The sequence below is a fragment of the Microbacterium sp. MYb64 genome, assembly GCF_002979495.1.
Classification (GTDB): Bacteria; Actinomycetota; Actinomycetes; order Actinomycetales; family Microbacteriaceae; genus Microbacterium; species Microbacterium azadirachtae_A.
This window is the reverse complement of record NZ_PCOW01000016.1, coordinates 43,775-56,166: the sequence shown is the minus strand read 5'-3', so window position 1 is coordinate 56,166 and position 12,392 is coordinate 43,775. Positions and strand designations below refer to the sequence as shown.

The 12,392-nt window shown below is 70.0% G+C and carries 13 protein-coding genes; 8 read left to right on the top strand and 5 right to left on the bottom strand.

Annotated features, from left to right (window positions below):
* Positions 1 to 12: 12 nt before the first annotated feature.
* Positions 13 to 1,437, bottom strand: a complete 1,425-nt coding sequence (locus CQ044_RS14050; RefSeq protein ID WP_105689034.1) for a PLP-dependent aminotransferase family protein — start codon at positions 1,435 to 1,437, stop codon at positions 13 to 15.
* 61 nt (positions 1,438 to 1,498) lie between these two features.
* On the opposite strand from CQ044_RS14050, the gene CQ044_RS14045 reads away from it, so the two are divergent.
* From CQ044_RS14045 to CQ044_RS14035, 3 genes are all read left to right on the top strand, one after another.
* Positions 1,499 to 2,239, top strand: coding sequence for a hypothetical protein (locus tag CQ044_RS14045; protein WP_308736932.1), 741 nt, complete (start codon positions 1,499 to 1,501; stop codon positions 2,237 to 2,239).
* A 34-nt stretch (positions 2,240 to 2,273) separates the two neighbouring features.
* Positions 2,274 to 3,095, top strand: coding sequence for a phosphatase PAP2 family protein (locus tag CQ044_RS14040; protein ID WP_181158327.1), 822 nt, complete (start codon positions 2,274 to 2,276; stop codon positions 3,093 to 3,095).
* A gap of 336 nt (positions 3,096 to 3,431) precedes the next feature.
* Positions 3,432 to 3,773, top strand: coding sequence for a hypothetical protein (locus CQ044_RS14035; protein ID WP_219844973.1), 342 nt, complete (start codon positions 3,432 to 3,434; stop codon positions 3,771 to 3,773).
* Between the two features lie 22 nt (positions 3,774 to 3,795).
* Here CQ044_RS14035 and CQ044_RS14030 read toward each other — a convergent pair whose 3' ends face one another.
* Positions 3,796 to 4,329 carry an Lrp/AsnC family transcriptional regulator gene (locus CQ044_RS14030; RefSeq protein WP_235281658.1) on the bottom strand — a complete coding sequence of 178 codons (534 nt, stop codon included), beginning with the start codon at positions 4,327 to 4,329 and terminating at the stop codon, positions 3,796 to 3,798.
* A 171-nt stretch (positions 4,330 to 4,500) separates the two neighbouring features.
* Between CQ044_RS14030 and CQ044_RS14025 the strand changes: the two genes are divergently transcribed.
* The 5 genes from CQ044_RS14025 (at position 4,501) to CQ044_RS14005 (ending at position 9,933) form a co-directional block, all read left to right on the top strand.
* Positions 4,501 to 6,090 carry an ABC transporter substrate-binding protein gene (locus CQ044_RS14025; RefSeq protein WP_105689032.1) on the top strand — a complete coding sequence of 530 codons (1,590 nt, stop codon included), beginning with the start codon at positions 4,501 to 4,503 and terminating at the stop codon, positions 6,088 to 6,090.
* An 81-nt stretch (positions 6,091 to 6,171) separates the two neighbouring features.
* Entirely contained in the window at positions 6,172 to 7,239 is a 1,068-nt protein-coding gene (locus CQ044_RS14020) for an ABC transporter permease (RefSeq protein ID WP_235281656.1), read from the top strand.
* Positions 7,236 to 8,162, top strand: coding sequence for an ABC transporter permease (locus CQ044_RS14015; RefSeq protein ID WP_105689031.1), 927 nt, complete (start codon positions 7,236 to 7,238; stop codon positions 8,160 to 8,162). Before CQ044_RS14020 ends, CQ044_RS14015 begins: the two co-directional genes overlap by 4 nt.
* The gene (locus tag CQ044_RS14010) at positions 8,159 to 9,082 is read left to right on the top strand and encodes an ABC transporter ATP-binding protein (protein WP_219844972.1); all 924 of its coding nucleotides are present in this window, start codon (positions 8,159 to 8,161) and stop codon (positions 9,080 to 9,082) included. The genes CQ044_RS14015 and CQ044_RS14010 overlap by 4 nt, the downstream gene beginning before the upstream one ends.
* A complete protein-coding gene (locus CQ044_RS14005; protein ID WP_105689030.1) occupies positions 9,079 to 9,933 on the top strand; it encodes an ABC transporter ATP-binding protein in 855 nt (284 codons plus the stop codon). Before CQ044_RS14010 ends, CQ044_RS14005 begins: the two co-directional genes overlap by 4 nt.
* 149 nt (positions 9,934 to 10,082) lie before the next feature.
* On the opposite strand, the gene CQ044_RS14000 is transcribed toward CQ044_RS14005, so the two are convergent.
* From CQ044_RS14000 to CQ044_RS13985, 3 genes are all read right to left on the bottom strand, one after another.
* Positions 10,083 to 11,204, bottom strand: coding sequence for a Xaa-Pro peptidase family protein (locus CQ044_RS14000; RefSeq protein WP_105689029.1), 1,122 nt, complete (start codon positions 11,202 to 11,204; stop codon positions 10,083 to 10,085).
* Positions 11,205 to 11,466: 262 nt separating this feature from the next.
* Complete coding sequence (locus tag CQ044_RS19880; protein WP_258133322.1) at positions 11,467 to 12,105, bottom strand: DUF3349 domain-containing protein; 639 nt, start codon at positions 12,103 to 12,105, stop codon at positions 11,467 to 11,469.
* Positions 12,102 to 12,392, bottom strand: coding sequence for a hypothetical protein (locus CQ044_RS13985; protein ID WP_105689028.1), 291 nt, complete (start codon positions 12,390 to 12,392; stop codon positions 12,102 to 12,104). The genes CQ044_RS19880 and CQ044_RS13985 overlap by 4 nt, the downstream gene beginning before the upstream one ends.

Below are 12,392 nucleotides of genomic sequence, written 5' to 3'. Positions count from 1 at the left end.
CGACTGCGCTGCCTACACGACCGCTTCGGCGAGCGTGGTCGACGCGGTCGTGCGCGGGGTGCCGGCGGTGACGCGCTGCCACGAGCCGGCGAGGATCTCCGCGGCCCGTTCGAGCTCGCGCGGTTCCGTGGTGAACGGGATCCGCAGGTGGCGCTCCTGCCCGCCCTCCACGGCGAAGCGGGGGCCCGCGCTGAGGTGCAGCCCGTGCGCCGCGGCGTCGATCACGAGCGCCGAGCTGAGCGGCGCGCCCAGTCCGACCCAGATCGCGACGCCGCCGTTCACCTGCGGCACGGACCACTCGGGCAGCTCCCGTCGAAGTGCCGCCGTGAGGGCGTCCCTGCCCGCGCCGAGCAGAGCCGCGCGCTGCGGCAGGATCTCATCGAGACGGTGCACGATGCGCGTCGCCACGGCCTGCTCGAGGTCGGGCGTGCCCAGGTCATGCGTCGGGCGGGCGGCACGCAGACGGCGGATGACGTCGTCCGCCGCGCGGATCCAGCCGATCCGCAGTCCTCCCCAGACGGACTTGCCGAGGGATCCGACCCGGATCGTCCCGGTGTCCTCCGTGCCCAGCGGCCGTGCGCGGGGAAGGCCGTCGATGTCGAGGTCGGCCGTCGTCTCGTCGATGAGCAGCACCGAGCCCGCGTCGTGCGCGGCGCGCTCGAAGACGACGCGCTCCTCGACCGTCATCGAGCGCCCCGTGGGGTTCTGGAACTCCGGCATCAGGTACGCGAGCACCGGCCGGGTGCGGGCGAAGGCCTGCGCGGCGCGATCCAGATCCCATCCGTGCGCGGTCTCGACGGGAACCCCGACGAGGCGGGCGCCCACGCGACGGAACGTCTCCATGGCGTGCGGGTAACTGGGCGTCTCGATGAGCACGCGGTCGGCCCTGCGCAGCAGCGTCGAGGCGATGAGGTTGAGCGCCTGCTGCGCGCCGGTGGTGACCATGATCTGTTCTGGCGAGGTCGGGATCCCGAGCAGCGCGTACCGGTCGGCGATCGCGGCCCGTAGCTCCGAATGGCCGAGGATGTCGTATCCCGCACGCGAGACGAGCGCGGTGGCCGATGTCGCGGCCTCGGCGATCACCCCTGGCAGGCCGGGCCACGCGGGTGGGCTGGCCTGCTGCAGGTCGATGCCTTCACGGTCGAACCAGCGCGCCGATGTGGTGCGCCCGAGCGGCCTGGTCACGCTGCCCGACCCCTGACGGCTCACGATGTGCCCGGTGGTGCGGAGGCCCCGGTAGGCCGCGGCGACCGTGGTGCGGCTCACGCCGAGGGCCGCCGCGAGCTCGCGCTCGGCCGGCAGCGCCGTCTCCGGCGCGATCCTGTTGTCGAGGCAGAGCAGGCGGATGCCGTCGGCGAGGGCGTCGAAGGCGGGTTCGCTGGTGCGCCACAGTCCGAGCAGCTCGACGAGGGCGCGTGCGGAAAGACGGGAGTCCATGAGGCCAGCCTAGAGTGATTGGACTGGTCGCAACAGGCCAGTTCAGGATCATCATGGATCCATGACAAGACGCGTGCTGCAGTTGCTCATCGGGCTGGTGCTCTACGGCTTCGGGTGCGGACTCACGATCGTGGCCGGCCTGGGCGTGGACCCGTGGACCGTGTTCGCAGAGGGTCTTGCGCTGCGCACCGGCGTCGGCGTGGGCTGGATCACGAACATCGTCGGCCTGCTGGTGCTGCTGCTGTGGATCCCGCTACGACAGAAGCCGGGCGTCGGAACGCTCCTGAACGTGCTGCTCGTGGGCACCGCGATCCAGGCGACCGTGACGGTGATCCCGCCGGTGCACGGCCTCCTCGTGCAGGTGCTCGTGCTCATCGCCGGCGTGCTCGTCGTCGCCCTCGCCAGCGGGCTCTACATCGGCGCGCGTTTCGGACCCGGACCGCGTGACGGCCTGATGACCGGGATGAACGCACGCCTGGGCTGGCCGATCTGGGCGTCCCGCCTCTCGGTGGAGCTCACCGTGCTCGCGATCGGGTGGCTGCTCGGCGGCACGGTCGGCGTCGGCACGGTCGTGTTCGCGCTGGGAATCGGACCGCTCGTGCACATCGCGCTGCCTCTGCTCGATACGGCGCGCACGAACCGTGGCAACCGCGAGGAGCCGGAGGCGCCGGCGATCCGCACGCGGATCCCGGAGGACGCAGGGCTCCCCCGCCCGATACTGCAGCGCGGTGGTGAGGCGACGCATGACGACTCACGTGCCATCGGCGACCTGCGGGCCGCGCGGGATCGCAGCGACTGGTGAGCGATCGCACAGTTCGAGCCTGCATGATGGGTGCATGGCGGCGAGACGTGGAGTGTGGTCCTTCGCGATAGCCGCGGTGGTCGTGGCGGCCGCGTTCGTGGCGACGTACGTCTTCTTCGTGCGCACCTACGTCGGGCAGGTCGTCGATGAGCGCGCATTCGTGGGGGCGTCCTCGCAGCATGACCTGGTCTATCGTCTGACCGGCATGGTGCTGGGCAACGTGCCGACCGTCGCGATCGGAGGGGGCCTTCTGCTGACGCTCGTCATCGGCCTGGTGACACGCCGGTTCCGGCATCTGCTGGTCGCCCTTGCCACCGGTGGGATCGCGGTGATCGCCGCGGAGCTCGCCAAGCACGTGTTCCTGGAGCGTGCCGCGACGGGCGCCACCGACCTGCTCGGCAATTCATTCCCATCCGGGCATGCGACGGTCGCCGCCGCTGCGGCCTTCGCGATCTTCGTCGTGAGCACTCCGCGATGGCGGCCGCTGGCGGCGGTGCTGGGCGGCGCGTTCGCCGTGCTCACCGGGATTCTGCTCGTGATCCAGCAGTGGCACCGGCCGAGCGACGTGGTCGCGGCATTCATGCTCGTCGCGGCATGCAGCTGCATCGGAGGGATCGCTCTGCTGCTCTGGCGAGTGCCGGAAGCCGTCCCGCCGGCCCGGACACTGCCGGCGCTGTGGTGGATCGCGGGGGCGAGCGCGGTCGCCTCCGGCATCGCGTTCGTCATCATCTTCATCACCGTGCAGAATCACGGCAGCCATCTGCAGATCGCCTACGCCGGCGGGGGCGCGGCGATCCTCGCGGTCGGAAGCGCTTTGGCCGCCGCCGGGAATGCGCTCTTCCGCAGGATTTCCTGAGCCGGCTCAGGGCGAACTCCAAGGACTGCGACGGGCCTTCCGGAATACCGGTTCGGACGCGAGCTGCAGAGCATCGCCGAGCGCGGGAAAACAACCGGTGAACAGCCGGTATCCCGGGGGTGGAGCCGATCGGACGCTCCGTCGCGGGACGATTTCCGCATTCCCCGAGTAATCCACATGTGGATGAACCTGTTAATAGATTCCGGCGGCGTCGGGATTGTCATTTCAGAGCGGGCCGAACCGCGTCGGCACGCCCTCTTCGTGTGGGGTTCCAGGGCCACCTCGGACGATGCCGCGATTGCGCCGAAGGCCGGTCGCGGGTCCATACTCGTCGTCATGCCTTCCACGTTCTTCCTCGACGGAATGCGCTTCGCCATGGTCTCCTCGACCGCGAGCGAGGTCGATTCCGACGCTCCGACGACCTTCGACTACCACCAGGACGGCCGCCTGATCTGGGGCGAATACACCGGTGACACTGTGACCGAGGGCCGCTTCGTCGGCGAGATCGCCGGCGCCGAGGTGCGGGTCTCCTTCGCGCATGCGCTGGTCAGCGACGGCTCGGTCGTGCGCGGGGACGCGGTGAGCCGCGCCGAGCACGAGGACGACGGCCGGATCCGTCTCATCGAGGACTTCGCCGTCGACGGCATCGATCACGTGAGCGTCTGCCTGCAGGTCTGATCCCTCGCTCGGGGGACCGCCCTCAGACGCGGGTCCCGCGGCTCCCATCGGTGCGCGTGAACCGCATCAGGCCGCTGTCGACGCCGATCGCCGCGCGCTCCGGGATCTCGTCCGGAAGGACGAACGGCCGGCGGAACACCTCGCCCATCACGATCGCGGTCTCGACCTTGGTCACCTCCGGACGATCGGCGATCGTTCCGATCACGAGCGACTGCATGCGCTCCATGTCGACGCTGCGGACGAGGAGCATCACATCGTGCTCCCCGGTCATCACCATCGCGGATTCGACATCGGGCATATCCCCGATCGCCTGCAGGAACGAGCTCCACGACTGCGGCTGGATCGTGCAGAACACGAGGGCGCTCACCCCCAGTCCGAGGCGCGTGGTGTCCACCTCCGCGGTGTAGCCCGTGATGATCCCGGCCCGGGTGAGGGACTCCACCCGGGAGTAGGCGCTGGCGCGGGAGATCCCGACCTCCTGGGCGAGGGCGGCGATGGAGATCCGACCATTGCGTCGCATCGCCCGGAGGATGTCGTAGGCGATTTCGTCGATCACGGGCGCGGATCGTCCAGGGATGGAAGGCTCATCGTCGCTCATGCTGGACATATTGCCGTAGTGACGGAAGCGTGACAATCGAATGATCGAAATCGAGCTGTTCAGTCGGATATAGTGCCGGAAAACCCGATCCGGTCGTCTGACCTGTCCAACTTCAATGAGGAGGAAGCCGTGGCCCGTTCCTATCGCCACGTCGCCGCAGCGCTCATCGCTGTGGCCGCCATCGCGCTCGCCGGCTGCTCCGGCGGCAATTCCGCGAACAATTCCAGCACCAACTCCTCCTCGGGCGGCACGCTCGTGGTCGACACCGCGTTCTCGCTCGAGACCGGCGACCCCGGCCGCAACTACGTGCCGACCGGCAACATGGTGCTGCACGCGGTGTACGACACCCTGCTGACGTTCGAGGGCGCCGACTCGAAGACGCCGAAGCCCGATCTCGCGACCATGAAGCAGAACGCGGATGCGACCGAGTTCACCTTCACGATCCAGGACGGCCGGAAGTTCTCCGACGGCACCCCTGTCACCGCGGACGACGTCGTGTTCTCACTCGACCGCGTCGCCGGGATCACCGACTCCAAGGCCAACTTCCTGATGACGGGGATCACGGTCGCCAAGGTCGACGACAAGACGGTGACGCTGTCGACGAAGAGCCCGTCGCTGCAGTTGCCCGCGATCGTCACCAACCCGTCGCTCGCGATCCTCAACTCGAAGCTCGTCCAGAAGAACGGCGGCACGACCGACGACAAGGACGCGGCGAAGACCTGGCTCGACGCGAACTCTGCGGGGTCCGGCCCGTACACGCTGCAGTCGCTCGACCTCACCTCGCAGGTCGTGCTCGTGAAGAACGACAAGTACGACGGCGACGACAAGGCCGCCTACGACAAGATCGTCGTGCGCAACATCTCGCAGTCCGCCACGCAGCTGACCAACCTCAAGGGCGGCGACTCGAACGTGGCGGTCGACCTCTCCGGCGACCAGGTGAAGAACCTCGGCGACGGCTTCACGGTGAACTCGGCGCCGTCCGCCCAGACGCTGTTCCTCCTCATCAACCAGGACAAGAGCGTCGGCGGCGCGACCGCGAACCCGAAGTTCGCCGAAGCGGTGCGCTACGCGCTCGACTACGACAAGCTGCTGGAGCTGGCCGGATCCGGATCCGTGCAGGCCACCGGCGTCATCCCGCCGATGTTCCCTGGCGCGAACAAGTCCGGCGTGAAGCAGGACCTCGAGAAGGCCAAGGCCGCCCTCGCCGCGTCCGGCTACACGGGCCAGGAGATCAAGCTCCAGTTCCCGAACGACAACCCCGTCGGCGGCGTGGAGTTCACGCCGGTCGCCGAGCGCGTCCAGGAGCAGCTCAAGGCCGCGGGCATCAACGTGACCCTGGCTCCGGCCCCGTTCGCGACCGAGGTGCAGCCCTACGTCAAGGCGCAGGAGGCGTTCTCGCTCTGGTACTGGGGTCCCGACTACGCCGACACCTCCTCGTTCCTGCCGTTCGGCCCTGGTCAGAAGGTCGGCCTGCGCGCCGGCTGGGCCGCCGAGGCCGACACCTCGATCGCCGACCTGGTGACCAAGGCGCAGAACGCGACCAGTGTCGACACGCGCAACACGGCGTTCAGCGACTACGCGAAGGCGATGCAGGAGTCCGGCCCGTTCGTGCCGCTGATCGTCCCGGGCATCAACCTCGCCAGCTCCACCAAGGTTGCCGGTCTCGAGTACAACGTGACCTGGACCCTCGACCTGCGGACGCTGCACCCCGCGAAGTGAGTCCCTGCGGGGACCGGAACCACGCGGTTCCGGTCCCCGCAGCACCACGCCCTCTCCGCCACGTAGACCCGGAAGCCCCCTGTGTCCGAGACGAAAGCCATCGCCACCCGCACGACGCGGACGGCGCAGCACACCCTGCTGCGCTTCCTCGCCCGGCGGGCCGTGACGAGCGTGATCCTGTTGTTCGGGATCGTGCTGGTCACCTTCTCCCTCACCGTGATCGTGCCCGGCGACCCGGTGCGCGCCGCCCTCGGCGAGGGCGCAGCGTCCAACCCCGCCACGGTCGAAGCGTTCCGGGAGAAGTACGGACTCGATCAGCCGGTGTGGATCCGGTTCTTCATCTATGTCGGCAACCTGCTGCGCGGTGACCTCGGCACCTCGCTGAAGTCGGGACAGCCGGTCTCCGCCGACCTCGCCAAGGCCGTGCCGGCGACCGCCGAGATCGCCTTCTACGCGATCATCATCAGCCTCGCCGTCGCGATCGTGCTCGGCACCCTCGCCGCCTACCGTCGCGGCAAGGTCACCGACCAGGTCGTGCGCGTGGTCACCCTGATCGGCCTCAGCATCCCCACGTTCTGGATGGCGATCCTCACCTACCAGCTGTTCTTCATGCAGCTGCACTGGGTCAGCGGATCCGGCCGGATCTCCCCCACGATCACCCCGCCGCCGCGCATCACCGGCTTCTACACGATCGACTACCTCCTGAACGGCGACTCGGTCGGGTTCCTCGACGCGATCGGCCATCTGGCCCTGCCGGTGCTGGTGCTGAGCCTGTTCACGATCGCCACCCTCACCCGGTTCGTGCGCACCTCGGTGCTCGAGGTGCTCGACATGGACTACGCCAGGGCCGCGCGGGCGAAGGGCCTGAGCGGAGGCCGCGTCGTCGTCGGGTACGTGCTGCGCGGAGCGGCGCTGCCGATCCTCACGCTCGTCGGCATCGCGTTCGGCAGCCTGCTCTCCGGCACCGTGCTCGTCGAGGCCGTGTTCGCGTGGCCGGGCCTCGGCACCTACGCCTACAACGCGTCGAAGAACCTCGACCTGCTCGCCGTGACCGGCGTCGGTCTCGTGGTCGGCGTGTTCTACCTCGTCATCAATCTCGTCGTCGACGTGCTCTACGGCGTCCTGGATCCGCGAGTGAGGCTGTCGTGAACCTCGTCATCCCCGAGAAGGTCGCCCCGAAGCGCCGTCGCCCCTGGCTGCCGCGCGCGTGGCGCACCCCGCTCGCGATCGTCGGCACCGTGATCGCGCTGATGTGGATCGTGATCGCGATCCTCGCGCCGTGGATCGCTCCGCACGACCCGCTCGCGCAGGACTTCCCCCGGCTCGCGCCGCCCAGTGGCGAAACCATCATGGGCACCGACGTCAACGGCCGCGACCTGTTCTCGCGCCTGCTCCTCGGAGCCCAGGCCACGATCCCGCTCGCCCTCATGCTCGTCGTCTGCGCGATGATCGTGGGCACCGTCGTCGGGGCTGTCGCGGGCTATCTCGGCGGCTGGTTCGACGAGGTGCTCATGCGCATCACCGACATGGTGATGGCGTTCCCGACCGTGATCCTCGCCATGGTCATCGCCGCCTCCCTCGGCCCGTCGATCATGAACGCCGTGATCGCCGGCATCATCGTGGCGTGGCCTCCCTACGCCCGCATCACGCGGTCGCTCGTGCTCGGCCTGCGCACGCAGAACTACGTGATCGCCGGCCGGCTGCTGGGCTCGTCCCCGCTGCGCTCGCTCCTGCGGGACGTGCTGCCGAACATCGCGGGCCCGGTGCTGGTGCTCGCCTCACTCGACATCGGCACCGCGATCCTGCTGCTCTCCGGTCTGTCGTTCCTCGGCCTCGGCGCGCAGCCGCCGACGCCCGAATGGGGCACGATGATCGCCGCGGCCATGCAGAACCCCTCGGCCTGGTGGCTGGGCCTGTTCCCGGGTATCGCGATCCTCAGCATCGTCATGGCGTTCAACTTCATCGGCGACTCGCTGCGCGACGCCCTCGACCCGCTCGCCGCCCGCGAGCGCGAGGCGGAATCGCCCACGGCGGTCTCCGCCGCCGCATCGACCGGGGAGGTGGCACAGTGACCGCCGCGCTCGCGATCCGCGATCTGCACGTCGAACTCGGCCAGAGCCGTCACAACCGCACCGAGGTCGTGAAGGGCATCTCGCTCGACCTCGTCCCCGGACGCATCCAGGGCCTCGCCGGTGAATCCGGATCCGGCAAGAGCATGACAGCCATGGCGATCCTCGGCCTGCTGCCGGCGGGGGGCACGGCGTCGGGATCGATCGTCCTCGGCGGCCCGGGCAAGACCGATGTCGAGCTCGTCGGCATGACGGGCGGCGCCTATCGCGCGGTACGCGGCAAGAGGATCGGCATGGTCTTCCAGGATCCGTCCGCGAGCCTGCATCCGCAGATCACGGTCGGAGCCCAGCTCGCCGACGGCATCCGCACACACCTCAAGCTCTCCCGCGCCGAGGCCAGGAAGCGGGCGTCCGAACTGCTCGCGCTGGTGCGGGTGCCGAATCCCGAGGAAGCGCTGCAGAAGTATCCGCACCAGTTCTCGGGCGGCCAGCGGCAGCGCATCGCGATCGCGATCGCCCTGGCATGCGAGCCCGAGGTCCTGCTCGCCGACGAGCCCACCACGGCGCTCGACGTGACGGTGCAAGCCGGTATCCTGCACCTGCTGCGCGACCTCGCGACGGAACGCGACCTGGCCGTGCTGCTGGTCACGCACGATCTCGGCGTGATGAGCGCGGTCGCCGACGAGGTGGCCGTGATGCGGGGCGGACTGATCGTCGAATCCGGATCCCGGCAGCAGGTCTTCCAGGACCCCCAGCATCCTTACACGCGCGAACTGCTGGACGCGATGCCCGACGCCCAGGACTCCCTCGTGGATGCGCCTGCGGACCCGTCTCGGTCCCTGAGCGAGCGCAGCGAGACGAAGGGCGCTCTGCTCGGTCAGGAACCGACGAAGCACGCCGACGATCCCGAGGAGACCCGATGAGCGATCAGAAGCCGGTCCTGCACGTCGACTCCCTCGTCGTCGAATACGGCGGCCGCGCCGCCTTCCGCGCGGTGGATGGCGTCTCCTTCGACATCGCCGCCGGTGAGGTGCTCGCGCTCGTCGGAGAGAGCGGCTGCGGCAAGTCGTCGACGGCGCGCGCCGTGATCGGCATGGAGAAGCCGCGCGCCGGCGAGGTGCTCTACCGGGATCGCCCCGTGCAGCCGCTCGGCATGCGTACGCGGCCTGCGGAGCTCACCGCGATCCAGATGGTGTTCCAGGATCCGAACTCCTCGCTGAACCCGCGGATCCGCGTGGCGCAGCAGATCGCCGAGGGATCCCGCGCCGCCCGCGCGCGCGGCGTCGACACCGAGGCGCCGTCGCACTGGCTGAAGGCGGTCGGCCTCTCGCCCGCTCTCGAGAACCGGTACCCGTACCAGCTCTCCGGCGGCCAGCGGCAGCGCGTCGCGATCGCCCGCGCGCTCGCTGCGAAGCCGGATCTCATCGTCGCCGATGAGCCGATCTCGGCGCTCGACGCCTCCGCCCAGGCCTCGGTCGCGGGCATGATGCGCGAGCTGTGCGTGGCCTCCGGCGCGGCGATGCTGTTCATCTCGCACGATCTCTCCGTGGTGCGTCTCATGGCCGACCGCGTCGCCGTGATGTACCGCGGCCGGATCGTCGAGTCGGGCGCCACCCCCGTGGTGTGGGCCCAGCCCGTGCACCCGTACACGGCGGCGCTGCTCGACGCGATCCCTCACCCGGACGGCGAGGGCGTGCTGCCCGCCGCCCCCGCCTCGGAGGCACCGTCGTCCTGGCGCGTCGACATCCCCGAGGCGCTCGACCGCGTGCGCTGAGCGCGCGGCACAGACTTCCCGGTGCGGGCCTGCCCCCCTGCGCCCGCACCGGGAAACCCACGGTGCCCCTCCCGGTCCCTGAGCGAGGAGCGCAGCGACGAGACGGTCCCTGAGCGAGGAGCGCAGCGACGAGACGAAGGGCGCCGAAGTCAGCCTCCCGCGGGCGTCAGGGCGTGCGGGGTGGTGTTGAGGTTCACGCAGCCGTCGGCGGTGACGACCACGATGTCCTCGATGCGCGAACCCCACGCGCCGGGGAAGTAGATGCCGGGCTCGATGCTGAACGCCATGCCCTCCCGCAGGGGGAGGTCGTTGCCGGGCGCGATGTAGGGCTCCTCGTGGGTGGTGACGCCGATGCCGTGGCCGGTGCGGTGCACGAACGCCTCGGCGAGACCCTCCGCGGCGAGCACGTCGCGGGCGGCGGCGTCGACCTGTTCCGCGGTCACGCCGGGGCGCACGGCGTCGACGGCCGCCTGCTGGGCGCGCACGAGCACGGAGATCCTGCGTGCGACCTCCGGATCCGGCTCGCCGACGGCGTAGGTGCGCGTGCTGTCGGAGTTGTATCCGGTCGGCACCGCGCCGCCGATGTCCACGACCACGATGTCGCCGTCCTGGATCACCCGGTCGGAGACCTCGTGGTGCGGATCCGCACCGTGGGGGCCGGAGGCGACGATCACGAACTCGACCGTGCGGTGCCCCTCCTCCACGATCGCCGCGGCGATGTCGGCGCCGACCTCGCGTTCGGTGCGACCGGCGCGCAGCAGGCCGGGGACGCGGCGGTGCACCGCATCGATGGCTTCGCCGGCGCGACGGAGCTCGGCGATCTCTGCGGCGTCCTTGATCATCCGTCCCTCGCGCAGCACGGGCGTGGCGAGCTCCGGCCGCAGGCCGAGGCGGTCGGCGAGAGGGATCACGTGCAGGGCGGGCAGAGCGTCGGAGACGCCGAGACGCGTGGGCGCCGCGGGCATCGCGGCGGTGACGAGGGCGTACGGATCCTGCCCGTCCACCCAGTCCGCCACGGCGAGTCCGAGCGCGCCGACGGCCGTGTCGCGTACCTTCGCGAGCTCCATGCGCGGCACGACGACAGTCGGAGCTCCGGCCGCCGGGATCACGAGAGCGGTCAGCCGCTCGATCGTGTTCCCCTCGACGCCCGCGAGGTAGGTCAGATCGGGACCGGGTCCCACGACGATCGCATCGAGACCCGCTTCCGCGGTCAGGGCGCGAGCGCGGTCGAGGCGGGCGGCGTACACGGAGGCGGGGAATGGCGTGCTCACCCCTCCACGCTACGTCGGCTCGGGCCGGCCACGCCAGGCCCGCGGAGGGACATATTCCGAGATCGAGATGAACCGCCGGCCGGCCCCGGATCCCGAGCGCATTCGTCCGCCGCTTCCCACCCGTCGCCCCTCCGGCCCAGACAATTCGTCTGACCGCGAGACTCCAACTCCGCGACGAGACTGCGGCTCTGCGGTGCAGTCTCGTCGCCCAGTTGGAGTCTCGCGGTCAGAAGTGAGGTCCGAGAGGGGAGGGTCAGGGGGATCAGTTCAGGGTGATGCCGGATTGCTCGAGGCGGGAGCGGACGCGGTTCACGTCGTCGTCGCCGGGGAGCTCGCCGAGCACCTTCATCATGAGCACCTGCGCGTCGACGAGCGAGATCTCCGGATCCGCTCCGCTCTGCGCGGCCACGGCCTCGCAGACCTCCTGGACTTCGCCGTCGGTGAGGCGACGACGCAGCAGAGCGAGGATCGGCACGCGGTCCTGGGCGGGGATCCCGTCCGGATAGCCGGCGCCCAGCCAGCGCAGGGCCTGCGCGATGGGGTTGGGGTCCGACGTTTCAACATGCGCACCCGCCTCGGTGAGGATCTCCCGATCGCCGACGATCCGCTGCGCCTTGGTGCTCAGCGGCACTCCGCGGTCGGCGAGCAGGACGGCCACGCGGCGCACCTCGTCGCCTCCCGGGTTCGCCGAGGTCACGTCGGCGATCGCCGCACGGATCTGCGATACCCGCACCGGATCCGTCTCCTGTCGGGCCAGCGCGGCGACCACGTCCGCGAGCTCCTCGGCGGTGAGTGTCCGCTGCAGGAGCGCCAGCAGCGGGGAGTAGTCCTTGGGCGGCACCCCCTCCGGGTAACCGGCGCGCAGCCAGTCGAGCACGCGGCTGAGGACGTTGCCGTTCACTTGGCGACTCCGAACAACGAGATCCCGAAGTAGTGGTAGATGCTCAGGCGGGTGATGAAGAGCACGCCGGCGAGCACCGCGGCGATCACGAGGGCGAACAGGATCCAGCCCGCCGCGGTCAGCAGCGGACGGCGCGTCCCGGGGGCCTCGCCGTCGATCTCCCCTGTGCCGGCCGATTGCAGCCGCATGCCGACCGCGAACAGGGCGGGCAGTCCCGCGCCGAACAGCAGGCCGACCAGCAGCACGCGGCCTGCGGAGAGGGCCATCTGCGCGATGTCGAAGTTCAT

What these genes read in the sequence shown, in the direction of transcription:
- CQ044_RS14050 (WP_105689034.1), bottom strand. Translation starts at nt 1,437, where the DNA reads ATGGACTCCCGTCTTTCCGCACGCGCCCTCGTCGAGCTGCTCGGACTG.
- CQ044_RS14045 (WP_308736932.1), top strand. Translation starts at nt 1,499, where the DNA reads ATGACAAGACGCGTGCTGCAGTTGCTCATCGGGCTGGTGCTCTACGGC.
- CQ044_RS14040 (WP_181158327.1), top strand. Translation starts at nt 2,274, where the DNA reads ATGGCGGCGAGACGTGGAGTGTGGTCCTTCGCGATAGCCGCGGTGGTC.
- CQ044_RS14035 (WP_219844973.1), top strand. Translation starts at nt 3,432, where the DNA reads ATGCCTTCCACGTTCTTCCTCGACGGAATGCGCTTCGCCATGGTCTCC.
- CQ044_RS14005 (WP_105689030.1), top strand. Translation starts at nt 9,079, where the DNA reads ATGAGCGATCAGAAGCCGGTCCTGCACGTCGACTCCCTCGTCGTCGAA.
- CQ044_RS13985 (WP_105689028.1), bottom strand. Translation starts at nt 12,392, where the DNA reads ATGAACTTCGACATCGCGCAGATGGCCCTCTCCGCAGGCCGCGTGCTG.